The 24,863-nt window shown below is 72.5% G+C and carries 30 protein-coding genes, 2 tRNA genes, 1 other RNA gene and 1 pseudogene; 9 read left to right on the forward strand and 25 right to left on the reverse strand.

What is annotated here, in order from left to right:
• The 4 genes from ACIP4Y_RS23720 to ACIP4Y_RS23735 form a co-directional block, all read right to left on the reverse strand.
• Positions 1–387, reverse strand: a 387-nt coding sequence (locus tag ACIP4Y_RS23720; protein WP_401396774.1) for a PPOX class F420-dependent oxidoreductase, incomplete at its 3' end; no start/stop codon positions are given.
• A 55-nt stretch (positions 388–442) separates the two neighbouring features.
• A complete protein-coding gene (locus tag ACIP4Y_RS23725; protein ID WP_401396777.1) occupies positions 443–1,264 on the reverse strand; it encodes a YceI family protein in 822 nt (273 codons plus the stop codon).
• A gap of 104 nt (positions 1,265–1,368) precedes the next feature.
• A complete protein-coding gene (locus ACIP4Y_RS23730; protein ID WP_401396780.1) occupies positions 1,369–3,900 on the reverse strand; it encodes an MFS transporter in 2,532 nt (843 codons plus the stop codon).
• 13 nt (positions 3,901–3,913) lie between these two features.
• The gene (locus ACIP4Y_RS23735) at positions 3,914–4,408 is read right to left on the reverse strand and encodes a MarR family winged helix-turn-helix transcriptional regulator (protein ID WP_401396783.1); all 495 of its coding nucleotides are present in this window, start codon (positions 4,406–4,408) and stop codon (positions 3,914–3,916) included.
• Between the two features lie 204 nt (positions 4,409–4,612).
• On the opposite strand from ACIP4Y_RS23735, the gene ACIP4Y_RS23740 reads away from it, so the two are divergent.
• Positions 4,613–4,804, forward strand: coding sequence for a hypothetical protein (locus ACIP4Y_RS23740; protein ID WP_401396786.1), 192 nt, complete (start codon positions 4,613–4,615; stop codon positions 4,802–4,804).
• A 644-nt stretch (positions 4,805–5,448) separates the two neighbouring features.
• Here the strand turns inward: ACIP4Y_RS23740 and ACIP4Y_RS23745 are convergent.
• From ACIP4Y_RS23745 to ACIP4Y_RS23780, 8 genes are all read right to left on the reverse strand, one after another.
• The gene (locus tag ACIP4Y_RS23745; protein ID WP_358640930.1) at positions 5,449–6,390 is read right to left on the reverse strand and encodes an RNA polymerase sigma factor SigF; all 942 of its coding nucleotides are present in this window, start codon (positions 6,388–6,390) and stop codon (positions 5,449–5,451) included.
• A 335-nt stretch (positions 6,391–6,725) separates the two neighbouring features.
• On the reverse strand, positions 6,726–7,607 hold the full coding sequence (locus tag ACIP4Y_RS23750; protein ID WP_401397063.1) for an RNA polymerase sigma factor SigF: 882 nt from the start codon (positions 7,605–7,607) through the stop codon (positions 6,726–6,728).
• Between the two features lie 187 nt (positions 7,608–7,794).
• Complete coding sequence (locus tag ACIP4Y_RS23755; RefSeq protein WP_401396789.1) at positions 7,795–8,097, reverse strand: Dabb family protein; 303 nt, start codon at positions 8,095–8,097, stop codon at positions 7,795–7,797.
• Positions 8,098–8,107: 10 nt separating this feature from the next.
• Entirely contained in the window at positions 8,108–8,287 is a 180-nt protein-coding gene (locus ACIP4Y_RS23760) for a hypothetical protein (protein ID WP_358640934.1), read from the reverse strand.
• Between the two features lie 156 nt (positions 8,288–8,443).
• A tRNA-Ser gene (locus ACIP4Y_RS23765) sits at positions 8,444–8,528 on the reverse strand.
• 57 nt (positions 8,529–8,585) lie between these two features.
• On the reverse strand, positions 8,586–9,017 hold the full coding sequence (gene tadA / locus ACIP4Y_RS23770; protein ID WP_358640936.1) for a tRNA adenosine(34) deaminase TadA: 432 nt from the start codon (positions 9,015–9,017) through the stop codon (positions 8,586–8,588).
• 80 nt (positions 9,018–9,097) lie between these two features.
• The gene (locus tag ACIP4Y_RS23775; RefSeq protein ID WP_358641050.1) at positions 9,098–9,631 is read right to left on the reverse strand and encodes a hypothetical protein; all 534 of its coding nucleotides are present in this window, start codon (positions 9,629–9,631) and stop codon (positions 9,098–9,100) included.
• A 304-nt stretch (positions 9,632–9,935) separates the two neighbouring features.
• The gene (locus tag ACIP4Y_RS23780) at positions 9,936–10,178 is read right to left on the reverse strand and encodes a hypothetical protein (RefSeq protein ID WP_401396794.1); all 243 of its coding nucleotides are present in this window, start codon (positions 10,176–10,178) and stop codon (positions 9,936–9,938) included.
• 96 nt (positions 10,179–10,274) lie between these two features.
• Here ACIP4Y_RS23780 and upp point away from each other — a divergent pair, with 96 nt between their 5' ends.
• The gene (upp, locus tag ACIP4Y_RS23785; protein ID WP_103817752.1) at positions 10,275–10,910 is read left to right on the forward strand and encodes a uracil phosphoribosyltransferase; all 636 of its coding nucleotides are present in this window, start codon (positions 10,275–10,277) and stop codon (positions 10,908–10,910) included.
• Positions 10,911–10,973: 63 nt separating this feature from the next.
• Here upp and ACIP4Y_RS23790 read toward each other — a convergent pair whose 3' ends face one another.
• Positions 10,974–11,612, reverse strand: a complete 639-nt coding sequence (locus ACIP4Y_RS23790; protein WP_401396797.1) for a LytR C-terminal domain-containing protein — start codon at positions 11,610–11,612, stop codon at positions 10,974–10,976.
• 97 nt (positions 11,613–11,709) lie between these two features.
• A complete protein-coding gene (locus ACIP4Y_RS23795; protein ID WP_004943146.1) occupies positions 11,710–12,006 on the reverse strand; it encodes a type II toxin-antitoxin system VapB family antitoxin in 297 nt (98 codons plus the stop codon).
• 113 nt (positions 12,007–12,119) lie between these two features.
• Here ACIP4Y_RS23795 and ACIP4Y_RS23800 point away from each other — a divergent pair.
• Positions 12,120–12,353: pseudogene (locus ACIP4Y_RS23800) on the forward strand (helicase HerA-like domain-containing protein); the annotation flags it as partial.
• A gap of 272 nt (positions 12,354–12,625) precedes the next feature.
• On the opposite strand, the gene ACIP4Y_RS23805 reads toward ACIP4Y_RS23800, so the two are convergent.
• From ACIP4Y_RS23805 to ACIP4Y_RS23825, 5 genes are all read right to left on the reverse strand, one after another.
• The gene (locus ACIP4Y_RS23805) at positions 12,626–12,751 is read right to left on the reverse strand and encodes a hypothetical protein (RefSeq protein ID WP_358640944.1); all 126 of its coding nucleotides are present in this window, start codon (positions 12,749–12,751) and stop codon (positions 12,626–12,628) included.
• 54 nt (positions 12,752–12,805) lie between these two features.
• A complete protein-coding gene (locus ACIP4Y_RS23810; RefSeq protein ID WP_401396801.1) occupies positions 12,806–13,126 on the reverse strand; it encodes a hypothetical protein in 321 nt (106 codons plus the stop codon).
• Between the two features lie 94 nt (positions 13,127–13,220).
• Complete coding sequence (locus ACIP4Y_RS23815; RefSeq protein WP_401396804.1) at positions 13,221–13,916, reverse strand: HdeD family acid-resistance protein; 696 nt, start codon at positions 13,914–13,916, stop codon at positions 13,221–13,223.
• 207 nt (positions 13,917–14,123) lie between these two features.
• A complete protein-coding gene (locus ACIP4Y_RS23820) occupies positions 14,124–14,717 on the reverse strand; it encodes an HhH-GPD-type base excision DNA repair protein (protein WP_401396807.1) in 594 nt (197 codons plus the stop codon).
• Between the two features lie 704 nt (positions 14,718–15,421).
• Positions 15,422–16,129 (reverse strand): siderophore-interacting protein, encoded by a 708-nt coding sequence (locus ACIP4Y_RS23825; protein WP_401396810.1) that lies wholly within the window; start codon positions 16,127–16,129, stop codon positions 15,422–15,424.
• Positions 16,130–16,208: 79 nt separating this feature from the next.
• On the opposite strand from ACIP4Y_RS23825, the gene ACIP4Y_RS23830 reads away from it, so the two are divergent.
• From ACIP4Y_RS23830 to ACIP4Y_RS23845, 4 genes are all read left to right on the forward strand, one after another.
• Entirely contained in the window at positions 16,209–18,455 is a 2,247-nt protein-coding gene (locus tag ACIP4Y_RS23830) for a penicillin acylase family protein (protein WP_401396813.1), read from the forward strand.
• Entirely contained in the window at positions 18,448–19,035 is a 588-nt protein-coding gene (locus tag ACIP4Y_RS23835; RefSeq protein ID WP_401396816.1) for a GNAT family N-acetyltransferase, read from the forward strand. Before ACIP4Y_RS23830 ends, ACIP4Y_RS23835 begins: the two co-directional genes overlap by 8 nt.
• A complete protein-coding gene (locus ACIP4Y_RS23840) occupies positions 19,032–19,508 on the forward strand; it encodes a cupin domain-containing protein (protein WP_401396819.1) in 477 nt (158 codons plus the stop codon). The genes ACIP4Y_RS23835 and ACIP4Y_RS23840 overlap by 4 nt, the downstream gene beginning before the upstream one ends.
• 131 nt (positions 19,509–19,639) lie before the next feature.
• Positions 19,640–21,496 (forward strand): copper resistance CopC/CopD family protein, encoded by a 1,857-nt coding sequence (locus ACIP4Y_RS23845; protein ID WP_401396822.1) that lies wholly within the window; start codon positions 19,640–19,642, stop codon positions 21,494–21,496.
• 1 nt (position 21,497) lies between these two features.
• Here the strand turns inward: ACIP4Y_RS23845 and ACIP4Y_RS23850 are convergent, their stop codons facing one another.
• Both ACIP4Y_RS23850 and ACIP4Y_RS23855 read right to left on the reverse strand, forming a co-directional pair.
• Positions 21,498–21,980: a hypothetical protein gene (locus ACIP4Y_RS23850; protein WP_401396825.1), complete on the reverse strand. Its 483-nt coding sequence runs from the start codon at positions 21,978–21,980 to the stop codon at positions 21,498–21,500.
• 86 nt (positions 21,981–22,066) lie between these two features.
• Complete coding sequence (locus tag ACIP4Y_RS23855; RefSeq protein WP_401396828.1) at positions 22,067–22,507, reverse strand: MarR family winged helix-turn-helix transcriptional regulator; 441 nt, start codon at positions 22,505–22,507, stop codon at positions 22,067–22,069.
• A 65-nt stretch (positions 22,508–22,572) separates the two neighbouring features.
• On the opposite strand from ACIP4Y_RS23855, the gene ACIP4Y_RS23860 reads away from it, so the two are divergent.
• Positions 22,573–23,004, forward strand: a complete 432-nt coding sequence (locus tag ACIP4Y_RS23860) for a PaaI family thioesterase (RefSeq protein ID WP_401396831.1) — start codon at positions 22,573–22,575, stop codon at positions 23,002–23,004.
• Here ACIP4Y_RS23860 and ACIP4Y_RS23865 read toward each other — a convergent pair.
• From ACIP4Y_RS23865 to ACIP4Y_RS23880, 4 genes are all read right to left on the reverse strand, one after another.
• Entirely contained in the window at positions 23,001–23,477 is a 477-nt protein-coding gene (locus tag ACIP4Y_RS23865; protein ID WP_401396834.1) for a hypothetical protein, read from the reverse strand. The genes ACIP4Y_RS23860 and ACIP4Y_RS23865 overlap by 4 nt on opposite strands.
• A 15-nt stretch (positions 23,478–23,492) precedes the next feature.
• On the reverse strand, positions 23,493–24,110 hold the full coding sequence (locus ACIP4Y_RS23870) for a hypothetical protein (protein ID WP_401396837.1): 618 nt from the start codon (positions 24,108–24,110) through the stop codon (positions 23,493–23,495).
• 68 nt (positions 24,111–24,178) lie between these two features.
• Positions 24,179–24,388 (reverse strand): hypothetical protein, encoded by a 210-nt coding sequence (locus ACIP4Y_RS23875; protein WP_401396840.1) that lies wholly within the window; start codon positions 24,386–24,388, stop codon positions 24,179–24,181.
• Between the two features lie 157 nt (positions 24,389–24,545).
• A tRNA-Ser gene (locus ACIP4Y_RS23880) sits at positions 24,546–24,633 on the reverse strand.
• 96 nt (positions 24,634–24,729) lie between these two features.
• Here ACIP4Y_RS23880 and ffs point away from each other — a divergent pair.
• An RNA gene (gene ffs / locus ACIP4Y_RS23885) (signal recognition particle sRNA small type) lies at positions 24,730–24,828 on the forward strand.
• The last annotated feature ends 35 nt before the right edge of the window (positions 24,829–24,863 follow it).

Here is a 24,863-nt window from a genome sequence, read left to right on the forward strand (position 1 = left end):
GCCCTGCTTCAGCATGGCCGCCCGGTACTCGTCCCAGTCGGGGTGTTCGCCGGCGATGTTGCGGTAGTACTCGACCAGCGGTTCCACGGAGTCGGGCGTGTCGATGACCTCGGCCGTGCCGTCGATCTGGACCCAGGGGCCGTTCCACTCGTCGCTCAGGACGACCAGGCTGACCCGGGGGTCGCGCTGGGCGTTGCGGGTCTTGGCCCGCTCCGGGTAGGTGGAGACGACGATCCGGCCGGAGTCGTCCACCCCGCAGGTCAGCGGGGACGCCTGCGGGGAGCCGTCGGCCCGGCGGGTGATCAGCAGCGCGCGGTGGCGGGGTCGTACGAAGTCCAGCAGCTCGTCCAGCGATACACGGGTGTTGGTAGCGATGTTCGGTGCCATGGGGGCAGCCTAGGGGCGGTGGGCGCCCCGGTGGCTGACCCTGCTGTGCGTATGTCTACGCCTGGGGCAGCGCGTCGCCCTGGACGGCCTGGATGTCCAGCTCAACCTTCAGCGTGGTGCCGATGGCGGCGATGCCCGCCTGGAGGACCTGGTTGTAGTTCATGGCGAAGTCCTCGCGGTGCAGTTCCGCGGTGGCCCGGAACGCGGCGCGGGTGCCACCCCAGGGGTCGGCGCCGGTGCCGAGGTAGGCGAGGTCCAGGTCCACCGGTCGTACGACCCCGTGCAGGGACAGTTCGCCGTGGACCGTCCAGCGGTCGGAGCCGGCCTGGGTCACACCCGTGGAGCGGTAGGTGATCTCCGGGTGCCGTTCGACGTCGAGGAAGTCCGCGGACCGCAGGTGCGTGTCGCGCATGCCGTTGCCGGTGTCGATGGACGCCGCCCGGATCACCGCCTCCACCCGGGACTTGGTGACGTCGTCGGGCGCGATCTCGATGGTGCCGCCGAACTCCGTGAACCGGCCGTGCACGCTGGAGATCCCGAGGTGCTGGGCGACCGCGGCGACGGAGGAGTGCGCCGGGTCGATGGTCCAGGGGCCGGGCGGCGGCAGCTCGGTGCCGCCCTGCCGGGCCAGCGTCACCGTGCCGACCTCGGCCCGGCCGCTCGCGGTGACGATCGCGCTGGACGCGGCGGGCGCGTAGCCGACGGCGGTCACGATCACGGTGTACGCGCCCGGTGCCAGCTCGGTGGTGTCCCGTACGGCTCCCTCGGTGTCCGCCTCGGCCCGCAGCACCTGCGTGCCGGTCATGTCGGTCACCGTGACGACCGCGTGCGACACGGCCCACCCGTCCCGCGTACGGATCTTCGCGGTCAGTCCCATCCCGTTTCTCCCTGAAAAAAGCTCAAAAACTGGTCGTATGAGACCGGCCCGTGGCGGGCGCGCCCTCCGCTCAAGGCGCGCGCCACCACGGGCCGGGGTGTGAACTACTCGCCGGGGTGGGCGAGTTCGATGTCGTGGCCGTCGACGCCGGGGCCGGACACGGTCAGCGCGGTGGCCACCGGCGGGTAGCCGGTCGCGATGACGGTGTACTCGCCGCCGTCCAGGTCGGTGAAGGCGTACGCGCCGTCCGCACCGGTGGTGGCGGTGCCGACCACGTTGCCCGCCTGGTCGACCAGGGTCACCCGGGCGTCGGCCAGGGGGCCGTGCGGGGCCCGGACGACACCCTGGAGCCGGGCGCCGGCGTCCAGGTCGACCTCGACGCGGGTGACGCCGGTGGCGCCGACCTCGACCGGCAGGGCGCGCGGCCGGAAGCCGCTCGCGTTGACCGCGACGGTCACCGTGCCCGGCACCAGGTCGGTGAGGGCGAAGTCGCCCTGCTCGCCGGTGGCGGCGGTGGCCAGCAGGTCGCCGCGCACATCGGTGACGATGACCATGGCGTCCTTGACCGGCAGCGCGCTCCCGGCGGCCCGGACCACACCGGTCAGCCCGCTGGTGCCGCTCAGCAGGATGTCGTACGACAGCGGTTCCTCGCCCACCACGACGGTGGAGGCCTGCGGCTGGTAGCCGTCGGCGGAGGCGATCAGGACGTACGACCCGGTGCCTGGAGCGTCGAGCGCGTAGGAGCCGTCGGCCTGGGCCACCGAGCGGCCCAGCTGGCGGCCGGACAGCGAGATCAGCGTGACCGCGGCCTGCGGGACCGGGGCGCTCTCGGCGCCGCGGACGAAGCCGTGCACCGGAGTGCCGCCACCGGTGCCGGGCTCGGCGACCGTGGCGACGGCGCTCGGCTGCGTGGCCGCGGCGGCCGTGGTGTCGTTCGGGCCGACGACGGGGGTGGCCCAGCTGGGCACCCGCTCCGGGGCCGGAGCCTGGGCCTCGGCGACGGCCGGCGCGGCGGCCGGGTCTGTCACCGGGGCCTCGCCCTCGGCGGCCTGGGCCAGCGCGCCCTTGGTCTTCAGCGGGACCTCCTTGATGAACAGCGTGATCAGGAAGGCGACGGCGGCGAGGCAGCCGGCGATGAGGAAGACGTCGGCGATGCCGTGGCCGTAGGCGCTCTCCAGCAGGGTCCGGATCGGCTTCGGGAGCGCGTCCATGTCCGGGATGGTGTCGGTCGAACCGGAGCTGCCGGCCAGGGCCTTCTGGTACTTCGGGCTCAGGTCGGCGACGCCGTCCTCGACGTAGTGGGTGATCCGGCGGGACATCACGGCGCCCAGCGCGGAGACGCCGACCGCACCGCCGAGGGAGCGGAAGAAGGTGACCGTGGAGCTGGCCGAGCCGAGGTCGGAGGGCGCCACCTGGTTCTGCGTGGCGAGCACCAGGTTCTGCATCATCATGCCGATGCCGAGACCCAGCAGGGCCATGAAGACGGCCATCTTCCAGTAGTCGGTGTCGTACCGGATGCCGCCGAGCAGCACCAGGCCGGCGGTGACCAGGACGCCGCCGCTGACCAGCCACGCCTTCCAGCGGCCGGTGCGGGTGATGAGCTGACCGGAGACGGTCGAGGAGACGAACAGACCACCGATCATCGGGATGGTCATGACGCCGGACATGGTCGGGGACTTGTCGCGGGCCAGCTGGAAGTACTGGCTGAAGAACACGGTTCCGGTGAACATCGCGACACCGACGAACAGCGAGGCGAGCGACGCCAGCGTGATCGTGCGGTTCCTGAACAGGCGCAGCGGGATGATCGGCTCGCTCGCCTTGGACTCGACGAGCACGAACAGCGCGCCGAGGACGATCGAACCGCCGACCATCGCGTAGGTCTGCCAGGACAGCCAGTCGTACTTGTCACCGGCGAAGGTGACCCAGATCAGCAGCAGGGAGACGGCGGCGGAGATGAAGAACGCGCCGCCCCAGTCGACCTTGACCTCCCGCTTGACCACGGGCAGGTGCAGGGTCTTCTGCAGCACGATCAGCGCGATGATCGCGAAGGGGACACCGACGTAGAAGCACCAGCGCCAGCCCAGCCAGGAGGTGTCGGTGATGACACCACCGAGCAGCGGGCCGCCGACGGTGGCGACGGCGAAGGTGGCACCCAGGTAGCCGGAGTACCGGCCGCGCTCACGCGGGGAGATCATCGCGGCCATGACGATCTGCGCCAGGGCGGACAGACCGCCGACGCCGATGCCCTGGAACACCCGGAAGGTGATGAGCATGCCGGGGTTCTGCGACAGGCCGGCCGCCATGGAGGCGACCACGTAGATGACCAGGGCTATCTGGACGAGCGCCTTCTTGCTGTACAGGTCGGCGAGCTTGCCCCACAGGGGAGTGGCCGCGGTCATCGACAGGAGGGCCGCGGTGACCACCCAGGTGTAGGCGGACTGGCCGCCGCCGAGGTCGCCGATGATCTCCGGCAGGGCGTTGGAGACGATCGTGGACGACAGGATCGCCACGAACATGCCGAGCAGCAGCCCGGACAGGGCCTCCATGATCTGCCGGTGCGTCATCGGGGCATCGCCGTGGGAGCCTCCCCCGTGCTTGGCGTGAGCCCGCACACCGGCTGGTGTGGTCGTTGCCATGGGCTTCCTTCTCTTATGTGCTTGCGGGTGTACGGGTGGTCTCTTGGGTTACGGGTTCGGGGAGCCGGAGCGGGGCGGACCGGCAGTCGCCGAAGGACGCGCGCAGGCGTGTCATCAGCCGGATCAGCTCGGCGACGTCCTCGTCGGTCCAGTCCGCGAGCCGCTCGGCGAGCAGGTGCGTGGTCCGGCGGGACAGCTCGTCGAGCTGATCCAGGCCCGTGGGCGTCAGGCGCAGGATGCGCGAGCGCTTGTCCGCGGGGTCCGGGTGCCGCTCGATCCAGCCGCGCGCGGCGACGTGCGCGACATGCCGGCTGGTGACCGACATGTCCACGGCGAGCAGCTCCGCGAGCTTGCTCATGCGCATGTCGCCGTGGCGGCCGAGCAGCGTCAGCACGGCGGCCGAGCCGGCCGGACAGTCGTGGGGCAGGATCCGCCCCATGTCCCGTTTCACGGCTCCGACGGCGCTGAGCTGACGCGCCAGCTCTTCGAACTGCGTCTGCTCGGCCATCACACCTCCCGTATCGTTGCTTAGGGCAACCATAAACGTGCTTGGTTGCTGCAGGCAAACAAATCCGGGACGGTCGGCGCAAAAACTTGGCAAAGGCAAGTATTGCGAACGTACATGTGCAGGTGGCTGCGGGTGGCGTGCCCCCGTCTGTCCCGGTGGCCCCGCACTTGGGTCGGTCCCCTCGATTCGCTAGGGTCTCGGGGCATGGCTAACACCCAGGGCCCCCAGGGCAATTACGACCCCGCAGGCAGCACCCAGATGTTCCGCGCGTTCGTCGACGAGGCACCCCAGGGGCGGCAGCAGCAGGCGGCCTCCTCCGGCCCCCGCGTCGGGCTGATCATCGGCGTCATCGTGGCGCTCGCCGTGGTGGCCGGCGTCGCCTGGCTGGCGATGTAGCAAGGGGCCCGCAGGGTCACTCCCATCCCACGGACCCGTCCCGCGTCTCGATGGGCACGCCGAGCGGCACCCTCCTCCGCGTGGAAGGCCACGGTCCCCTCCTGATACCAGCGCCGGCCGGTGGCCTCGATCGCCGGCGCGCCCCAGGAGAGGTCGGCGGGCTTCGCGGCAGGCGTCGTACGGCTCTCCGTCGGGCCGGGGGAGGTCGCCGGCGGTGTCGTACGACCGCTCCGGCCACCGGCGGGGCCCGGGGTGCCGGGGGGTTTCCGTCCGGGTTCGGTGGGCGTGCCCCGGTTGGTCCGAGTGGGTGCGGCGGAGCCCGTGTCGCCGGTCTCGGCCGAGCCGCTCGGTGCAGACCAGGAGTTCGCCGCGCGCGGTGTCTCCCCGCCGAGCTGCACCAGCGGCACCGGCCCCGACGGCCGAACGGCGGTCGATCCGCCCTCACCCGTGCCGACCGCGGTGTACCCCCCCCGGACCGCCGCCGCACGCGGCCGGCACCCCGCCTGGACGGACGACGGCCGCCGACGCTGCCGTAACGGCGCCTCGGCGGCCATGCGTCCATGTCGTCGTACGAAGGATCCCGGTACGCAGCATCCGGTCAGGGCGGCTTGCGTGCCGTCGGCCAGCAAGCCTGCCGTCGTGGCTCAGTCCGAGATCAGGCCGTCCCTGAGCTGGGCCAGCGTCCGGGTCAGCAGGCGGGAGACGTGCATCTGGGAGATGCCGACCTCCTCGCCGATCTGCGACTGGGTCATGTTGGCGAAGAAGCGCAGCATGATGATCCGGCGCTCCCGGGGCGGGAGTTTGGCCAGCAGGGGCTTGAGGGACTCGCGGTACTCCACGCCCTCCAGGGCGGTGTCCTCGTAGCCGAGCCGGTCGGCCAGGGAGCCCTCACCGCCGTCGTCCTCGGGGGCCGGGGAGTCGAGGGAGGAGGCGGTGTAGGCGTTGCCGACCGCGAGGCCGTCGACCACGTCCTCCTCGGAGACGCCGAGCACGGCGGCCAGCTCGGTCACCGTCGGCGAGCGGTCCAGCTTCTGCGACAGCTCGTCGCTGGCCTTGGTGAGGGCCAGGCGCAGCTCCTGCAGCCGGCGCGGGACCCGCACCGACCACGAGGTGTCGCGGAAGAACCGCTTGATCTCGCCCACGACCGTCGGCATCGCGAAGGTCGGGAACTCCACGCCCCGTTCGCAGTCGAACCGGTCGATCGCCTTGATCAGGCCGATGGTGCCGACCTGGACGATGTCCTCCATCGGCTCGTTGCGCGAGCGGAACCGGGCCGCCGCGTAGCGGACCAGCGGCAGGTTCAGCTCGATCAGGGTGTCCCGGACGTAGGCCCGCTCGGGACTGTTCTCGTCCAGCGCGGCCAGGCGCAGGAACAGCGAGCGGGACAGGGTGCGGGTGTCTAGGTTGGCCGTGGCCTGCGCGGCCGGGACAGCTTCGGCGGCCGGCTCGGCGGCCGGGGACGGCACGGCTTCGAGGGCCGTGACACCCTCGAAGCCGTCGAGGACGTCGAGAGCGTCGAGCTCCTTGGGCGCTGCCTCGCTCAGCGTGGGCGTCAGCACCTTCGAGCTGCCCTGGTCTGCGGACATGCCACCCCCTTTGGGTCGCGGGACGGTCGCGGCGGCGCTGTCTTCACGAGCAACGCAGCCCTCACCTGAATACCGGAGCCGGAGCCACGGCAAACGCGCTTCCCGCAGAATGTCACATGTCGGCAACACGCTGTAGCGACATGTCGACATGTGAGATCCGAATCGGCCCTGGAAAGAAGGGGTCTGACGGTATTTCGGGTGCCAACTGTCGGCAACCGCCCTGGTGAGCGATTCGCTCGCGCCGGTTACCGCTCGATCGGGTTTGCGATGCAGTGCCGTTCGAGCCGTGCTTCCGTGCGCCCGCTATGCATCAGCCGCTCCGGCGTCTGCTGCCGCTATGCGTCGATCCGATTTGCGGAACGCAGCCGCTGGAAGCTACGGGCGAGCAGTCGGGAGACATGCATCTGGGAGACGCCGAGTTCCGCGCTGATCTGTGACTGGGTGAGATTGCTGTAGTAGCGCAGAAGAAGGATTCGCTGTTCTCTCTCGGGGAGTTGGACGAGGAGATGGCGGACCAGGTCGCGGTGTTCCACGCCGTCCAGGGCCGGGTCCTCGTAGCCGATCCGGTCCAGCAGGCCGGGCAGTCCGTCGCCCTCCTGGGCGGCTTCCAGCGAGGTGGCGTGGTACGAGCGTCCCGCCTCGATGCAGCTGAGCACCTCGTCCTCGCCGATCCGGAGCCGCTCGGCGATCTCGGCGGTGGTCGGCGAGCGGCCGTAGAGCGTGGTCAGGTCCTCGGTGGCGCTGTTGACCTGCACCCACAGCTCGTGCAGCCGGCGCGGGACGTGGACGGTGCGGACGTTGTCCCGGAAGTACCGCTTGATCTCGCCGACCACGGTGGGCATCGCGAAGGTCGGGAACTGCACGCCCCGGTCCGGGTCGAAGCGGTCGATGGCGTTGATCAGACCGATGGTGCCGACCTGGACGACGTCCTCCATGGGTTCGTTGCGGGAGCGGAAGCGGGCGGCTGCGTAGCGCACGAGCGGGAGGTTCGCCTCGATCAGCGCGCCCCGCACCCGGTTGTGCTCCGGCGTGCCCGGGGTCAGCTCCTTCAGTTCCGCGAACAGGACCTGGGTCAGGGCGCGGGTGTCGGCGCCGCGGCGCTTCTCGGGGGCCGGTGGGTCCGGGGGGTCCGTTGGGTTCGGTGGGGCCGCTGGGTCCGGTGGGGTCGCAGTGGGCGCCTCTTCCTGGGGCGGCGCAGTACTGGCCGACAAGGTCAACGCCACCTCTTCATCGGTCAATCATCCGTCAAAAGCGGTCATAGCATCACAAGACATGTGCACCGTGTGCAAGCACCCGATAACCCCGTGTTGTGTTTCAAATGCCGTCAAGTTGGGGTAAGCAGTGCGCGAAAAGCCCCCCGCCGGAAAGGGCGGGGGGCTCTCGGCGTGAACGCGGGCTGCGGGGCTACTGCTCGGCGATCTCGTAGTCGGCGATCACCCAGGTGGCGAACTCGCGCCACAGCGCGACGCCCGCCTGGTGGGCCGGGTGCTCCAGATAGCGCTTGAGGGCGTCGGCGTCCTCGACGGCCGAGTTGATCGCGAAGTCGTAGGCGATCGGCCGGTCGCTGATGTTCCAGGCGCACTCCCAGAAGCGCAGTTCCTCGATCCGGCCGCCGAGCGCCCGGAAGGCCTCCACGCCCGCCACGACCCGCGGATCGTCGCGCTCGACGCCCTCGTTCAGCTTGAAGAGGACCAGGTGGCGGATCATGGGGAGTACCTCAGCTCTTTCCTCCGTCGGCGACCCAGGTCATGAAGTCGCCGATGGCCTTGGCCGCGTCCGATATGCCCTCGAAGCCTATCTGGACGTAGTCGGCCGCCTTGGCCGGGTCCGTGATGATCACGTACAGCGCGAAGACCACGAGCACGTACACGGCGATCTTCTTGGCGTTCACCGCCACCGCGGCCTCCCCTGTGCCAGTGCCCCGAGGGCCCCTGCCTGCCGGCGGCGAGTGTAACCTTCGGACCTGCTCGTACGGCCAACAGCCCGCCGGAGCGTGGGCGTTGTGTCCGGTACGCGCGAAAGGCCCCACCGGTCGGCGGGGCCCTTCTGTGAGCGGTAGCGGAGGGATTTGAACCCTCGGTGACTTGCGCCACACTCGCTTTCGAGGCGAGCTCCTTCGGCCGCTCGGACACGCTACCGAGGGAGACCCTACAGCAAGGTGGGGCGAGGTTTGAAATCGATAGGGGCAGCCGCTGTCAGCGGTCCCGGAAGAAATCGGTGAGAGGCCGGGCGCACTCCGCCGCGAGCACGCCCTCGATGACCTCCGGGCGGTGGTTGAGCCGCCGGTCGCGCACCACGTCCCACAGGGAGCCGGCCGCGCCCGCCTTCTCGTCCCGGGCGCCGTAGACCACCCGGTCCACCCGGGACTGCACGAGCGCGCCCGCGCACATCGTGCACGGCTCCAGCGTGACGACGAGCGTGCACCCGGTCAACCGCCACTGGCCGAGCCGGGCCGCGGCCCGCCGGATCGCGAGGACCTCCGCGTGGGCCGTCGGATCACCGGTGGCCTCACGCTCGTTGTGCCCGGCTCCGAGCACCGTCGTACCGTCCGGGGACAGTACGACGGCGCCGACCGGGACGTCCCCGCCCCGGACGGCCAGTTCGGCCTCCGCCAGGGCGTGCCGCATCGCGGCCCGCCAGCGGTCCCGTACCGGATCCGGCGCACCATGCGGAATCTGCCCCGGGGGCAGCGGATCCTGTGGCGTGGTCAGCGGACGGTCTCCAGCACCTCCGAGGCGCCCAGGGCCTCGGCGATCGTGTTCAGCGCGTCGTCGGCGTCCAGGGCGCGCAGCTCCTTCTCGCTGATGCCCAGGTCGTCCAGGATCTCGCTGTCGCCCACCGGGCTGTGCGGCACCGCGTCGGCGGCGCCGCCCTCTTCCTCGTCGTCGTCCTCGGAGTCCCCGTCCTCCGTGCCGTCGAGGTCCAGGGCGTCCAGGTCCGGGCCGTCGTCCGCACCGGGCTCCCGGCCGAGCAGCTCGTCGGTGAGCAGCAGCTCCCCGTACGCGCTGCGCTGGGCGGCGGCGGCGTCCGAGACGTAGATGCGAGGGTCGTCCTCGCCGTCCACGCGGACGACACCGAACCAGGAGTCCTCCTGCTCGATCAGGACGAGCACCGTGTCCTCGTCGGGAGAGGCTTCCCGGGCCAGGTCGGCCAGATCCGACAGGGTCTCCACATCGTCCAGCTCTGTGTCGCTCGCTTCCCACCCGTCTTCGGTGCGCGCGAGCAGTGCGGCGAAGTACACCGTGACTCTCCCACTGGTCATAGGCGTGCCGGTTGGGGGTCCCCCCGGCGGAGGTACGTGGGCGGAGAGAGCCTGGGCTCCGAGCCCCACCCACTCGGAATCGTGGCAGAAACAAGGCGTCCAGGGGACGTCTTCGGCTCCCTGTGTCTGGCTGTTTCGATCGTGGATCCGTGATCGGCCCACCAGCGCGCTCATTGCCGCCACCTGCGGATCGTACGCGGCTTTTCCCCAGGCTCACGCACGCCCGCCGCCCCAACACCGGCGTGTGGGTGGATCTTCCGCTGTGCGGCGGTGTCCCGCGCGGCTACCAGCGGAACGTCCGCATACGCATCGCGTGGCGCAGTCGGGCGGCCTTGGCGCGCCGGGGCTGCACCCGGGCGCGCAACGCGCGGGCCTCGGCGAGCTCGCGCAGGAACTGGGCGCGGCGCCGCCGGCGCTCCGCCTCGCTCTCGGGCTTGTCGGGACCGGTCCTCGCGGACCGCGCGGCGGGGCCGGTCGTGTCGCCGGCCTCGGCGGCGTCCGCGGGCAGGTCAGGCTGGTCGGGCACGTCTCACCACCCCACTTACGTCCTTCCCACTTTCCCCCCGATGGCCGGTTTGACGCCAGCGCGAGGGTGACCCGTGTCGCAGGTACCGTTAGGGGCATGCGTCTCCACGTCGTCGACCACCCCCTGGTCGCTCACAAGCTCACCACGCTGCGCGACCAGCGCACCGACTCCGCGACCTTCCGGCGGCTCGCCGACGAACTGGTCACCCTGCTCGCCTACGAGGCGACGCGGGACGTACGCACCGAGGCCGTCGACATCCAGACCCCGGTCGCGCGGACCACGGGCGTCAAGCTCGCCCGGCCCCGCCCGCTGGTGGTGCCGATCCTGCGGGCCGGCCTCGGCATGCTGGACGGCATGGTCCGGCTGCTGCCGACCGCCGAGGTGGGCTTCCTGGGCATGATCCGCAACGAGGAGACGCTGCAGGCGTCCACGTACGCCTCGCGCATGCCGGAGGACCTCTCGGGCCGCCAGGTGTACGTGCTCGACCCGATGCTGGCCACGGGCGGCACGCTGGTCGCGGCGATCCAGGAGCTGATCAAGCGCGGCGCCGACGATGTCACCGCCGTGGTGCTGCTGGCCGCGCCGGAGGGCGTCGAGGTCATGGAGCGGGAGCTGGCGGGTACGCCGGTCACCGTGGTCACGGCGGCCGTGGACGACCACCTCAACGAGCTCGGGTACATCGTGCCGGGGCTGGGGGATGCGGGGGACCGGCTCTACGGGGCCGCGGAGTAGTTCTTTCCGCGCCTGCCGGGGTGGGGGCCGGCCGTCGGCCCCGCGCCCCTGGCGGAGCGCCGCTCAGCAGGACTTCTTCGTCGTGGCCGTCGGCTGCGGTTCGGTCAGGGTCGTCAGGGTGCGGTCGGCGGCCGCGCGGTTGGCCAGGCCCTTGAAGGCGTCTCCGATGATCAGGTCCAGGTCGGCGCCCTTGCGGCCGTCCGCGCGTGATTCCGCGCCGGCCAGCTGGGTGCCCAGGACCCGCAGGGAGGTGTCCTGGGCGGCGGGGGAGCCGAGGAGTATCCCGGTGCCCTTCACCTTCTTGTCGTACTGCTTCGACGCGTTGCCCACGTTGCCGATCCGGAAGCCGCGCTTCTTCAGCTCGTCCGCGGTGCTCTTGGCGAGCCCGGTGCGCTTGGTGGCGTTGTAGACGTTCACGGTGATCCGGCCGGGCTCGGGGAGGGGCTTCACCCGGGCGGCCGGGGCCGCCGCGGTCCTGGTCCGGCAGTGGGTCCCGGCGCCGGACGCCGTGGCCGTTTCGCCGCCGCCCGTGAAGACGTCGATGAGCTGCAGGGTGCCCCAGCCGACCAGGCCGAGCACGGCGGTGGACGCCACCACGGCGGCCACGAGCCTGCCGTGCCGTCGGGGCGGACGCATCCGAGGGTATTTGTCCCCCGTGATCCGGTACTGGCCGCCCATGCCGGGGGGAGTCAGCATGCTCATGAGCGCAGCGTAGTGCGCCCGAGCGGCGATGCCTATCAGATGATCAGTCGATGCCGCTCAGCGGACCCGAAAGGGGCAACGGCCGTGTTCCGCCGGGTCAGTCCAGTTCGAGCACGCGTGCGTGCAGCACCTGGCGCTGCTGCAGGGCGGCGCGCACCGCGCGGTGCAGGCCGTCCTCCAGGTACAGGTCGCCCTGCCACTTCACGACGTGCGCGAAGAGGTCGCCGTAGAACGTCGAGTCCTCCGCCAGCAGGGTCTCCAGATCGAGCTGCTGCTTGGTGGTCACGAGCTGATCGAGGCGGACCGGGCGCGGCGCGACGTCCGCCCACTGCCGGGTGCTTTCCCGGCCGTGGTCGGGGTACGGCCGGCCGTTTCCGATGCGCTTGAAGATCACACGGAAAGCCTACCGGTCAAGACGTTCCGGGCGCAGCCATGGCGGCGGAGTGCAACGCTTGAAAAGATGGAGCAATTCCGGCAAATGGGCTACTACGGGAACGGGGGCCGGAGATGAGCGCCAGCGAGACCGCGCCGCCGGCCGGGCCCGAGGGGGCCGGTGCGCTGCCCGCCGAGGCGCGGAAGATCGCCTCGGGCTACGCCTTCGCCGGTCCCGCCCTCGACCTGGGCGCCCTGCTGCGGGACGGCGCGTGCCACCCCGGCGTGTCGGTCCGTGTCCCGCTGCCGGTGCTCAACCGGCACGGCCTGGTCGCGGGCGCCACCGGCACCGGCAAGTCCACGACCGTTATGCACAGGCTGTGGACCGCGAGTCGGCGTACGAGAGGCTGAGCGCTGCCCGCCCGCAGGAACCGGCGGCCGCACGAAGCCGGAAGCGGCGTCCGAGGAGGAGCCGTCGCTGGTCGAACAGGTCGTCGCCAGTGGGATGTTCACGTCGCCGGCCCGCTCGGTCGGCACCCGGCCCGGCCGCGAGATCGCCCGCTCCCTGTTCGGCACGGCCCGCCGGCGCCGGTAGCGCACCGGCCCGGCGGAGGCGGTGGGCCGCCCCCGCCGGGGGCCGTTCAGCGGGCCCGGTCCTCCGGGGGCCGCTGCGGCTGCGGGGTGCGCTGGTCCGGCCTGGCGGCCGTACCGCGCCGGGCCTCCGCGCGCAGCAGGGCGCGCAGGACGGCGTAGGGATCCCTGGGCATGACTGTGCTGCTCCTTGCGTCGAGCCGACTGACCTTGCGGGGGACGCGGGTCCGTCAGCAGCGCAGGACCACCGTGCGCAGCAGGGGCGTGGTGTCCGGCACCCGCGGCACGGCGGGGCACGGGCGGGCCGCCGGGCGGGCGGGGGCCGCGGCGGGGAGGGGTGCGGGGTGCTCGGGTACGTCGGCGCGGTGGACGGCGCGGAAGGGCGGCCGGAGCGCCGAGTCGAGGCCCTCGTGCTCGGCGGTCTCGGCGGTCACCGCCAGGTACGGGGCCGCCTGGGCCGACAGGTGGGCGCCGGGCACCCACAGGGCGAGGAGCAGCACGAGCACGCGCAGCCAGGTACGGCTCCGGGGCGCGCTGCTGCTCCTGCTCACACCAGCTGTCTCCCCGGGGCGGGCGGCGGAGGCTGCACGCCGGGTGCGAGATCCGCCCGCTCGGCGTACCGGGGGCACGCGCGGTTGACGGCGGTCACAGCGCCTGCGGCACATGGCCGGCCCGGCCGCGGATGCGCAACGCGGTGGCGATCTCCACGATCCCCACCGCGATCAGCCAGATCCCGCCCACGAGGGTCAGTACGGCGACCGACTTCAACGGCGAGTCGATGAGCACGATCCCGGCGATGAACGTGAGGATCCCGAGAAGGATCTGCCAGCCCCGGGCCGGCATCCGGGGGTCGTGCGCGGCGGCCAGGGTCTGGGTGATCCCGCGGATCAGCCAGCCGATGCCGATCCACAGGGCGAGCAGCAGGACCGACTGCATGGGGCCGCGGAAGCAGAACAGGCCCAGCAGGATCGACAGCGCGCCGCTGATGAAGGCCAGCACCCGCAGCGAGGTCGCCCGGTGCGTGCCGAACGCCGACACCAGCTGGAAAACGCCGCTGTAGACCAGGTACAGGCCGAACAGCACACCGGCGGCGAGCAGGGAGGCACCCGGCCAGACCAGCACCAGGACGCCGAGCACCAGGGAGCCGATGCCGGTCAGCAGGACGACCTGCCAGGCGGCCCGGGACAGGGCGTGCAGGGGGCCCTCGAACGGGGGTTCCGGTTCATGGTGCCCGCGGTACGGCTCCGCCGTGGGGCGCCCGCGAGGAGCCTCCCCGGCGTGGACGTGCCGGTCGTCGTACTCACGGCCCCCTTGGGGACCGCCGCTCGGTGCCTCGGTCATGCTCCATGCTGGGAGCGGCTGGGGGGCGGGGGCCAGTGGGGTGGGCCGGATGGGTGGGGGCCGCTGCGGGGTGCGGGCGCACGGGTGGGGGCGCACGGGTGGGGGCCGTCGTCGGGCGCACGGCTGCGTTGCGGCCCGTGCTGCCCGCGCGGCCGGAGCCGCACATCGATGCCGCCCCGTGCCGCGGCATCCGTCGGCGCAGGCCCGCTACTTCTTCGCCGGCTTCGCCGCCTTCGCCGCCGCCTTCATCTCCTGCTTGTGGGCGCGTACCTTTGCGAGCGACTCGGGACCGGTGATGTCGGCGACGGACCGGAAGGACTTCGCCTCGCCGTAGGCCCCCGCGGCCTCGCGCCAGCCCGCGGGGGCGACGCCGAGCTGCTTGCCGAGCAGGGCCAGGAAGATCTGCGCCTTCTGCTTCCCGAACCCCGGCAGGTCCTCCAGCCGCCGCAGCAGCTCGCCTCCGCTGCCGACACCCCGCCAGACGGCCTCCGCGTCCCCGTCGTAGTGCTCGACGAGGTACTGGCACAGCTGCTGGATCCGCTTCGCCATCGAGCCGGGGTAGCGGTGCACCGCGGGCTTCTCGGAGAGCAGCGCGGCGAAGGCCTCCGGGTCCATCGCCGCGATCTCGTGCGCGTCCAGATCCTCGGCGCCGAGCCGGTCGGCGATGGTCCGGGGCCCCTTGAACGCCCACTCCATGGGGATCTGCTGGTCCAGCAGCATCCCGGTCAGCGCGGCGAGCGGGGACCGCCCGAGCAGCGCGTCGGCCGCCGGGTCCTGGGCGAGGTGCAGGGTCACGTCCATGCGTCGATGATTACGCGCCCCCGCCGACTCCGCCCGCTCACCCGGTCCGCTCGGCCCGCGGCCCCGTTCACTCCGCTCACCCAGCCCGCGCACTGCTCCGCGCGCCCGCCCGGTTCGCCCAGTCAGCTCAGCCCGACTGGCCCGCTCAGTCCGCTCTCCCCGCAGCCCGGTCACTCCGCATGCCCGATCCGCTCACTGCGCTCACCCCGCCCACCTCGCCCACCCAGTCCGCTCGGCCGGCGGCCCCGTTCACTCCGCGCGCCCAGCCCGCGCACTGCTCCGCGCGCCCGCCCGGTTCGCCCAGTCAGCTCAGCCCGACTGGTCCGCTCAGTCCGCTCTCCCTGCAGCCCGGTCACTCCGCATGCCCGATCCGCTCACTGCGCTCAGCCCGCAGTCCCGTTCGCTCAGCCCCCCCCACCCCGCCCGGTCGGCGCGCCCGCCCGGCCAGTCCGCCGCCCCGCTCACTCCGCCCGCGCGCCTGCTCCGCTCGCCTAGTCCGCCCGTCCAGCCCGCATGGTCCGTGCACCCGCTCAATCCGCTCCGCCCGTCGAGCCCGCGCGCCCACTCCGCGCGCCCGGTCAACCCGTCGGCTGCGCCCGCCCAGTCCGTCTGGCCCGCGCGCCGCTAAATTCCCCCAGTCCGCCTAGCCGCCCAGTCCGCTCGGCCCGTGCAGTCCCCTCAGCACCCTCGCCCCGCCGCCCCCTTCACTCCGCCCGCCAGTACCCCAGCGCGTGGACCCGCTGTTTCGGGATGCCCAGGTCCTTGCGGACGTAGGTCGCGAGGGTGCGGGTGGTTGCCGTGTCGCAGGCGATCCAGACGTACGGGTGCGGGGTGTCGGCGACGACGGCGGGCAGCTCGGCGCGGACCCGGTCCACCAGGTGGGCGCCCGCGTCCCGGCGCGGCACCGCCCGGAACTCGGGCCGGCAGGGCAGCCCCGCCGGCTCGCCCTCGAACCAGACGGTCGCCGGTGCCGAACCGACGGCGCCCAGCAGGGAGTTGATCGCGGGCAGCGAGGCCGGGTCGCCGATGGCGACGAGGTGCGAGGGCGCGGGGTCGGGGTGCTGGAACCCGGTGCCCTGGACGGTGGCCTCGATGGTGTCACCGGGCCGCGCGGCCCGCGCCCAGTCGGAGGCCGTACCCGTGTGCAGCGCGAACTCCAGGCCGAACGTGCCGGTGGCCGGGTCGGGGTCGACCAGGGTGTAGGCGCGCTGGTGCGGCCGGCCGTCGGCGGAGAACCACAGCCGTACCCACATGGTCGGGTGGACCCCGGTCGCGGCGAGCAGCCCGCCGTCGCTCATCCGGAGCCGCCGGTAGTGCGGGGTCACGTCCTGCGCGTCGAGCACCGTCAGTACGAAGTCCTTGGCGCGCAGCAGTTTCAGCACCGCGCCTTCCCAGCCCCGCCCCTGCCCCATGACCCCTCCACGGTTCGCGTACGATTCCGCCACAGCAAAACTTAGGCAAGGCTAACCTAAAGCACAGGGGGTTTCCCGGGTGACCACCGAGACGTACCGCGACGCCTGGGGCATCCCCCACCTGCGCGCGTCCAGCGCCCGCGAACTCGCCCGTGCCCAGGGGCGGGTCACCGCCCACGACCGGGCCTGGCAGCTGGAGGTCGAGCGGCACCGCGCCCAGGGCACCTCCGCGTCCTTCCTCGGCCCCGAGGCCCTCTCCTGGGACGTCTTCGCCCGCCGGGCCCGGCTGGAGGACACCGCCCGCCGCTGCTTCGCCGCGCTGGAACACCGGGACCCGGAGACGGCCGACTGGGTGCGGGCGTACGTCGACGGGGTCAACGAGGGCCTGCCCGCCGGCGCCCGCCGCGCGCCCGAGTTCGCCCGCACCGGCCTGGCCGCCGGCCGCTGGCAGCCCTGGACACCCCTCGGCGTCTGGCTCGGCACGCACATCCTGTTCGCCGGCTTCCCCGCCAAGCTCTGGCGCGAGCAGGCGGTACGGCACCTCGGCCCCGACGCCGTCGGCCTGTTCGCCGCCGACGGGCCCGCTACGGCGGGCAGCAACGGCTGGCTGGTCACCGGCGACCGCACCGCCACCGGGCACGCCCTCATCGCCGGCGACCCCCACCGCTTCATCGAGGACCCCGGGGTCTACCAGCAGATCCGCCTGGCCTGCCCCGAGTTCGACGTCATCGGCCTGGCCGTGCCCGGCGTCCCCGGCATCGCCCACTTCGGCCACACCGGCACGGCCGCCTGGGCCATCACCAACGCCATGGCCGACTACCAGGACCTCTACCGCGAGCGCCTCCGCCGCACCGGTGCGGGCATCGAGTCCCTCTCCCCCGACGGCATTTGGCACCGAGCCGCCCGCCACACCGAAACGGTCCACATCGCCGGCGGGCCCCCCGTCGAGATCGAGGTCGTGGAAACACCCCGGGGCCCGGTGATCGCGGGAGGCCCGGAGGGGCTGGACGCAGGCGACGAAAGCCGCACGGGTGGTGCGGGCGGGGGCCCAGACCCGGCCGACGGCGGAGCCGAGGCGCTGGCCCTGCGCTACCCACCCCGCGTCACGGAGGACCTCGGCTTCAGCGCCCTCCTCCCCCTCCTCCGCTCCCGTACCGTCGCCGACATCGACCGCGCCCTGGACGCCTGGGCCGAGCCCGTCAACGTCGTACAGGCCGCCGACACCGCCGGAGGCACCCTGCACCGCGTCGCCGGCCGCGTCCCCGTCCGCGCCCAGGCCAACCGCCTCCATCCGGTGCCCGCCTGGGAACCCGGCCATGAATGGCAGGGCACGCACGAGACGCCGTACGCCCACCCGGCCACCGAGGACGGCATCGCGGTGATGGCCAACGCCCGCGGCCTCGCCACCCCCCTCGGCGTCGAGTTCGCCCCGCCCCACCGCGCCGCCCGCATCCGCGCCCTGCTCGACGCGGACCGCGCCTGGACCGCCGACGGCATGCCCGCGGTCCACACCGACACCCACCTCGGCTCCGCCGCCCCCCTCCTGGACCACCTCGCCGCCCTCACCGGCCTGACCCCCGCCGCCGCGGCCCTGCGCGACCGCCTGCTCGCCTGGGACCGCCGGATGGACGCGGACAGCACCGACGCGGCGGCGTACGCGGCGGTGCGCGGCGCGGTCGTACGCCGGCTCGTCGCCCACCCGGTCTTCGCCCCGCTCACCGCACCCCCGGCCTACCCGGACGTCCTGTTGCCCTGGCTGGCCCTCGTCCCGCGCATCGGCCACGCACTCGAACACCTGCTGCGCGCCGAGGACTTGTACGGCATCGACCGGGCGGCAGCCGTCCGTACCGCCCTGGAGGAGGTCGCCGCCGCACCCCCCGCCGCTCCTTGGTCCGCCACCCACCGCCTGGCCCCCTGGAGAGCGCTGCCGACCGAGCCGTACACCGCGGCGGACGAGCCCGGTCTCGCCGGCGACCACGACTGCGTGCTCTGCACCTCCGCCGTCCCCGGCCTCACCGACCGCGCCGCCCGCGGCCCGGCCGCCCGCTACGTCTGGGACCTCGCCGACCGCGAAAACAGCCGCTGGGTGGTCCCCTTCGGCGCCGACGGCGTACCCGGCGCCCCCCACCACCGCGACCAACTCCCCCTGTGGCTGGAGGGAGAACTGGCCCTGGTGGTCACCGACTGGACCCTGCTCACCCCCGATCCGACCGATCCGACCGATCCGATCGAACCGACGGATTCGACCGAACCGACCGATCCGATCGAACCGACGGATTCGACCGAACCGACCACCACCCACCCCACCGAGGAATCCGATGACTGACCTGCACGTCCAGCACATCGACGGCTACGGCACCGTCCGCATCCGCCCCCTGGACCCGGAGGGCGACGCGGAGCTGATCCACGCCTGGGTGAGCGACGAACGCGCCGCGTTCTGGGGCATGAACGGCCTCACCAGCACCCAGGTCGCCGAGATCTACGCCCACATGGCCACCCTCGACACCCACCACGCCCACCTCGTCACCAAGGACGGCGAACCGGCCGCCCTCCTCCAGACGTACGAGCCGTCCGCCGACCGGGTCGGCGAGTGCTACGACGTCCGCCCCGGCGACCTCGGCGTCCACCTCCTGCTCGCCCCCGCCGGCCCCGACGGCCCGCGCCCCGGCTGGACCTCCGCCCTGCTGACGGCCATCACGACGTACGCGCTGCTGGTCCTGGACCGCCACCGGGTCGTGGTCGACCCCGACGTGCGCAACACCAAGGCGATCGCCCGCTTCGCACGCCAGGGCTTCCGCCGCGGCCCCGCCGTCGTCCTGCCCGAGGTCGACCTGCCCGATGTGTACCTCCCGGAGAAGCACGCACAACTGGCGTTCCTCGACCGGGCGGTAGCCTTCCCCGGGTGACGACGCCCGACGAGCTGATCGCGCACTACGGCCTGGAACCCCTGCCCCGCGAGGGCGGCCTGTTCCGGCGTACCTGGGCCGGGCCCGAGCGGCCCGACGGCCGCCCCGAGGGCTCCGCCATCGTCGCCCTGCTCACCGCCGACGACTTCTCCGCCCTGCACCGCCTGCCCTTCGCCGAGGTCTGGCACTTCTACCTCGGCGACCCGCTCCGGCTCCTGCTCCTCGCCCCCGACGGCACCACCCGCACCCCCGTCCTCGGCCCGGACCTCCGCGCCGGCCAGCACCTCCAGCTGACCGTCCCGGCCCGCACCTGGATGGGCGCGCGGGTCGCCGCGGGCGGTTCATGGACCCTCTTCGGCTGCACCATGGCGCCCGGATTCACCTACGCGGACTACGAACACGGCAACGCGGCCGACCTCACGGCGCGTTACCCGGCCGAGGCCGCCCGGATCACGGACCTGTGCCGCCCATGACCCCGCTCGCCGGCCGGAACCGCCCTGAGCACACCGGCGGTTCTCCGCGTACCTGTAGGGAGGCAGTGGGCACGGCTGCGCGTGTGCCGGTACGGAGGCACGCGTGCGTGTGGGGACGGAGGCTGACGACGGTGCTGCGCGACGGAGACCGGCGACCGGGACGACGGCAGGGCCCGCGGGGGCCACGCGGGCCGAGGCCCGCCCCCCGCGCACGCCTGCTCCCCGCCCTCCGTCCCGTTCTCCTGCTCCCCGCCCTCCTGCTCGGCCTGCTCCTCGGCACCGCGGCCCCCGCCTCGGCCCACGCCGTCCTGCGCTCCACGGACCCCGCCGACGGATCGGTCCTGCGCACCGCCCCCCGCCACGTCACCCTCACCTTCACCGAGTCGGTCGGCCTGCTGACCGACTCCTTCCGGATCTACGACCCCGGCAACCGCCGTATCCGCACCGGCCCCGCCGACCACGCCCCGGGCCGCTCCGACACGGCCCGCGTCAGCCTCCCCGCGCGGCTCGCCGGCGGCACGTACACGGTCGCCTGGCGGGTGGTGTCGGCCGACAGCCACCCGGTGTCCGGCGCCCTCACCTTCTCGGTCGGCAAACGCACGGCGGCACCGGCGGCCCCGCCCACGGACCGCGGGGAGAACCAGGCGACCACGGCCCTGCACACCATCGCGCGCTACCTCGCCTACCTCTCCCTGGCCCTGCTCCTGGGCACGGCCGCGTTCGTGGCGTACTGCCGCCCGCCGGCCACCGCCCACCTGCGCGCCCCCGTCCTGGCCGCCGCGGCCGCCCTCCTCGTCTCCAGCGCCGCCCTGTACCTCCTGCGGGCGCCCTACGAGGAGGCCGCCGCCCCGACGACCGGCTTCTCCCTCTCCGCCCTCACCCACACGGCGACGACCCGCCCCGGCCGGCTGCTCCTGCTCCGCCTGGCGCTGCTGCTCCTGGCCGCGGCGGTCATGACGGTCCTGCGCAGGCGCCGCGTGACGCTTCCACGCCCGGCAGGCCTCGCCGCGGCCATGGTCCTCGCCACGGCCCTGTCCCTGACCTGGTCGGCGTCCGACCACGCCTCGGCGGGCATCCAGGTCCCGGCGGCGCTCGTCTCGTCCACCCTGCACCTGCTGGCCATGGCGGCCTGGCTGGGCGGTCTGGCCGCGCTCCTGTGGACCCTGCGGCGCACCCCGGAGCCGGCCGGCCTGCCCGCCTCGGTCCTGGCCCGTTTCTCCCGCCTGGCGTTCGCCTCGGTGACGGTCCTGGTGGTGACCGGCGTCTACCAGTCCTGGCGGGGCCTGGGCTCCTGGCAGGCGCTCACGGACACGACGTACGGCCGTACCCTCCTGGCCAAGCTGGCCGCGGTCACCGCCCTGCTCCTGGCGGCGGCCTGCTCCCGCACGTGGACCGCCCGCCTGGTCGGGGCCGCCGCGGCCACGCCCGCCCGCGTCCCCGAACCGGCGACCGGCCCTCCGCTGCCCGAGCTTCCCCCGGCACCGCCCGCGAACCCCGCCCTGCCGCTGCTGCGCCGCTCGGTCCTGCTGGAGGCGACGGCCGGCCTGCTGGTCCTGGCCCTGACCACCCTCCTGACCAGCACCGTGCCCGGCCGCGCGGCGACGGAGCCGGTCCAGGCCGCCGCCGTCCCGGCGACGGGCATCCCGACGGCCTCCGTCACCACGATCCCCTTCGACACCGGGGCCGCCGGCGGCCAGGGCAAGGTCCAGATCACCCTGGATCCCGGCCGCGTCGGCACCAACTCCGTGCAGGCGGTGATCTACGGCCCCGACGGCGGCCTCTCCACGGTCCCCGATCTCCGCCTCACCCTCACGCTCCCGGCCCAGCGCGTCGGCCCCCTGGACACCAAGGTCACCGACCGCGGCGGCTACTGGTCCGCCCCCTCCTTCACCGTGCCCCTGCCCGGTACCTGGACGGTGAAGGCCACGGTCCGGGTGTCCGACCTGGACCAGGTGACGGTGTCGGCGCCGGTGCGGGTGACGCGCTGACTCAGACGGCGTGCAGGAAGAGCTGCGGCGACCACCCGGTGCAGCTGGGCCCCTCGTCGATCGAGTGGGCACACGCCCTGACCTTGAAGTTCCAGTCGCCGTGCGCGGGCCCGCTCACCGTCGCGACCTGGCGTTCTCCCATGGCCATCCGCCAGCTGTACCAGCTGCGCCCGGACGGATACGTGTAGCTGATCTCGTAGTAGGCGTAGCGGGGGCTGGAGTAGCCGCCGTAGTACACCTTCAGCGTGTTGGCGCAGGCGTCGAAGCGGGCACCGGCGTACGGGGTGTACGTGTGCTTGTACCGCGTGGGCACACCGCCGATGTTGGTCCCGCCGTCCGGCGGATACGCGTCACGGTACGCACAGCCCGCGGGAACGGATCCCGGGGCCTTCGCCTGCTCGGCAGCGGTCGCCACGCCGTCCACCGAGGCGACGGAAAGCAGCAGCACGGCCGCAGCAGCCACAGTAGTGAACGACCGCCTCATGGCCCTCACCTCCAGCGCAAGATGCCCCTTTCACCACCGTGCGCTTGCGTCTCCCAAGTCGCATCCCGGACCTGCCGGAGCTCCGGTCACTGCTGCGGCCGGGGGCGCCAGTGCGCGAGCTTGTGCAGCGCGGAGGCGGTGTCGGCGAAGCCGTCGTCACCGAGGAGGGCGCGCATCTCCGCGTTGAACCGGTCGATCTCCGGACCAGCGGCGCGGACGGCGGCCGCACCCGCGTCCGTCAATTCCAGTACGACCGCACGGTGGTCGTGCGGATGGGCGTGCCTGGCCACCAGCCCGGCTGCGGTGAGCCGGGCGACCAGCGGCGTCACCGCGGACTGGCGCAGGCCGAGGGTGCGGGCGAGTTCCTGCTGGGTCAGGCCCCGCTGGTCGCGTACGGCGAACAGGGCGCCCAGCTGGGCGGTCGTGACCCCGGCGACGGCCAGGCAGCGGCGGTCCGCGGTCAGGCGCAGGGTGTGCGCGGCGCGTTGCAGGAGGAAGAACAGGCGCTGGTCGGGTTCGGGTGGCATGGTCCGATCTTGACAGGGCGAGCCACGCGAGACGATGCTCAGTTCACTACTGAAGTGAGGTGGATGTGAACGCCCGCACCCTGGATCTCGACCTGGCCCGGAAGGCGCTGTCCGCCCAGCCCTTCAGCGTCTACCTCGGCGCCCGGCTGACGGCGTTCGGCGACGGCGCCGCCACCCTGGAGCTGGACGTCCGCGAGGAGCTGTGCCAGCAGAACGGATTCCTCCACGGCGGTGTCCTGAGTTACGCCGCCGACAACGCCCTCACCTTCGCCGCCGGCACGGTCGCCGGCCCCCGCCTGCTCACCGCCGGCTACACCATCGACTACCTGCGGCCCGCCCGAGGCGAGCTGCTCCGCGCCCACGCCCAGGTCGTACGTCCCGGCCGCACCCGGGTGGTCTGCCGCTGCGACCTGTACGTGATCGACCCCGCCGGCAGCATGACCCTCTGCGCCATCGCCCAGGGAGCCGTCGCCCTCACCGCTGACGCTCGCTCCTAGTCGCCGGGCGGCTGGACGACGGCGATCCGCCAGAGCACGGAATCGGCCGCCGAGAACTTCCACGCCAGGTGGTGCAGAAGGGAGCGCGGGATCTCGGCGGTGAACACGCCGCTCCCGTCACCGCACTGCGATCCGGCGAGAGGTTTTCCGGTGGCGACGATGCTGAACTTCGCGGGACCGGCGCACGTCCACTTCACCGTGATGGATGAGGCCCTCCCCGCCGACGCGGGAAGCGTCACACCGCCCGCACCGTGACCCGATCCCGTGTACAGCGTCTTCGACCCGACAGGGAGCGGCGACTGCACCGGATCGGGAAGGCGGTCCGGGCTCGTCGGGGTCCGTCCCGGCGCGGGGGTCGCGCCGGTCCCCGTCGTCGCCCCGTGGGTGGCGGTCGCCCGGGGGTGGTCGCCGCCGGAACAGGCCGACACGAGCACCAGGGCCGACAGACCGACGGCCAGCAGGGAAGGCTTCATCAGAGCGTCCTCAACTCACGAGTGGGCGATGTAGGGCGAGAGCGCCGGGAGCTTGGCGCTCCCGTGATTCGAAACGATCCACTTGCAGCCGCCGTTGTAGGAACCCCGCTCCCAGTCGAAGGAATATCCCTTCGAACCGAGGGCAAGCCATCCGTCGCGCTGGCTCGCCGGCACCTTCCACGTACCGCCGAGGGTGACGGTGGTGGTTTTCGCGTAGGAAATCGATCCGCTGATGGTCTCTTCCGCGGAAGCGACGAGAATGGACTCGCTGAGCTTGGCCGCATAACTAATCGTGCCGGTCCAGGTGTGGCCCTTGGCGACCTCGACCTTGAGCGTGATGCCGGACTGTCCGTAGACGGTCTTGCTCTTGTCTTTGACGAACGTCCCCTTCACATGGGAGAAGGAGAAGGCCGGGTCGGGCGGGCAGCCCTGCGGGGCCTTCGGCTCGTCGACCTCGGCGTCGTCCGGTGCCTGCGGGATCGCCTTGCCGTCCTGGTCGGCATTGACCTGCGTCTGGTCGGTATTCACCTGCGTCGGGGCGTCCTCGGCGAAAGCGGTGCCGATTCCTCCGGTCCCCATCCCCAGAAAAGCGGTCAGTGCGGCGGCCGTGCATACGCGCGAAATGGCGTTCATGGTTCCCTCCGTTGCGCTCCCCCCGGGAGCGGCATGAGCAGAACAATCACGGACCGCCAGGGTGATCGTCAAGGAAATTCGATCAATCTGAGGGAGACTTGAGACTGCCGATTGACCGTCGGTACCGGCACGAGAATATTGCCTTTTCCATACCCTCTTTGCTCGATCAGGGAATGCCAGGGCTTGTTTCTTGGCCCGCGAACCGGTGCCGGCGCCGGCTGGCTCAGCCCCATACCGACCACCACGTCCGGGAGCGGCTGCTGCGCGACGTTCGCCACACAGTCGCGACGGTCCTCCTGATCCTCGGCGTCCGGAGGTCGTGACCGACGCGATCACGACCTGCGAGCCCGGGGGATCGATCCGCATGCGGCGGACAACGTCGAAGGGCCCCACCGCGAACGGTGGGGCCCTTCGACATCGTGCCCGGTGAGGCACTGGCGGAGGATACGAGATTCGAACTCGTGAGGGGTTGCCCCCAACACGCTTTCCAAGCGTGCGCCCTAGGCCTCTAGGCGAATCCTCCGCCGGAAACATTACATGACCGAGGGGAGTGCTCGCGAACCCGTTCCCGCAGGCCCGCATCCGTTACAGCCCATGGGCCCGGATCGGGTACTGTGGGCGCAGCCCCTCACGCGGCGCTATCTGACTGAACTCCCCCAGGGCCGGAAGGCAGCAAGGGTAGGTCGGCTCTGGCGGGTGCGTGGGGGGCGCTTGCGTTCCCGGGGCCGGGCGGCGTGGGCCGGGGCCTGTGGG

This window comes from Streptomyces sp. NPDC088810, assembly GCF_044750305.1.
GTDB lineage: Bacteria > Actinomycetota > Actinomycetes > Streptomycetales > Streptomycetaceae > Streptomyces.

What these genes read in the sequence shown, in the direction of transcription:
- ACIP4Y_RS23745 (WP_358640930.1), bottom strand. Translation starts at nt 6,390, where the DNA reads ATGTCCGCAGACCAGGGCAGCTCGAAGGTGCTGACGCCCACGCTGAGC.
- tadA (WP_358640936.1), bottom strand. Translation starts at nt 9,017, where the DNA reads ATGCGGCACGCCCTGGCGGAGGCCGAACTGGCCGTCCGGGGCGGGGAC.
- ACIP4Y_RS23870 (WP_401396837.1), bottom strand. Translation starts at nt 24,110, where the DNA reads ATGAACGCCATTTCGCGCGTATGCACGGCCGCCGCACTGACCGCTTTT.
- ACIP4Y_RS23865 (WP_401396834.1), bottom strand. Translation starts at nt 23,477, where the DNA reads ATGAAGCCTTCCCTGCTGGCCGTCGGTCTGTCGGCCCTGGTGCTCGTG.
- ACIP4Y_RS23755 (WP_401396789.1), bottom strand. Translation starts at nt 8,097, where the DNA reads ATGATCCGCCACCTGGTCCTCTTCAAGCTGAACGAGGGCGTCGAGCGC.
- ACIP4Y_RS23740 (WP_401396786.1), top strand. Translation starts at nt 4,613, where the DNA reads ATGGCTAACACCCAGGGCCCCCAGGGCAATTACGACCCCGCAGGCAGC.
- ACIP4Y_RS23825 (WP_401396810.1), bottom strand. Translation starts at nt 16,129, where the DNA reads ATGGGGCAGGGGCGGGGCTGGGAAGGCGCGGTGCTGAAACTGCTGCGC.
- ACIP4Y_RS23815 (WP_401396804.1), bottom strand. Translation starts at nt 13,916, where the DNA reads ATGACCGAGGCACCGAGCGGCGGTCCCCAAGGGGGCCGTGAGTACGAC.
- ACIP4Y_RS23805 (WP_358640944.1), bottom strand. Translation starts at nt 12,751, where the DNA reads ATGCCCAGGGATCCCTACGCCGTCCTGCGCGCCCTGCTGCGCGCGGAG.
- ACIP4Y_RS23820 (WP_401396807.1), bottom strand. Translation starts at nt 14,717, where the DNA reads ATGGACGTGACCCTGCACCTCGCCCAGGACCCGGCGGCCGACGCGCTG.
- ACIP4Y_RS23855 (WP_401396828.1), bottom strand. Translation starts at nt 22,507, where the DNA reads ATGCCACCCGAACCCGACCAGCGCCTGTTCTTCCTCCTGCAACGCGCC.
- ACIP4Y_RS23725 (WP_401396777.1), bottom strand. Translation starts at nt 1,264, where the DNA reads ATGGGACTGACCGCGAAGATCCGTACGCGGGACGGGTGGGCCGTGTCG.
- upp (WP_103817752.1), top strand. Translation starts at nt 10,275, where the DNA reads ATGCGTCTCCACGTCGTCGACCACCCCCTGGTCGCTCACAAGCTCACC.
- ACIP4Y_RS23730 (WP_401396780.1), bottom strand. Translation starts at nt 3,900, where the DNA reads ATGGCAACGACCACACCAGCCGGTGTGCGGGCTCACGCCAAGCACGGG.
- ACIP4Y_RS23850 (WP_401396825.1), bottom strand. Translation starts at nt 21,980, where the DNA reads ATGAGGCGGTCGTTCACTACTGTGGCTGCTGCGGCCGTGCTGCTGCTT.
- ACIP4Y_RS23835 (WP_401396816.1), top strand. Translation starts at nt 18,448, where the DNA reads ATGACTGACCTGCACGTCCAGCACATCGACGGCTACGGCACCGTCCGC.
- ACIP4Y_RS23735 (WP_401396783.1), bottom strand. Translation starts at nt 4,408, where the DNA reads ATGGCCGAGCAGACGCAGTTCGAAGAGCTGGCGCGTCAGCTCAGCGCC.
- ACIP4Y_RS23790 (WP_401396797.1), bottom strand. Translation starts at nt 11,612, where the DNA reads ATGAGCATGCTGACTCCCCCCGGCATGGGCGGCCAGTACCGGATCACG.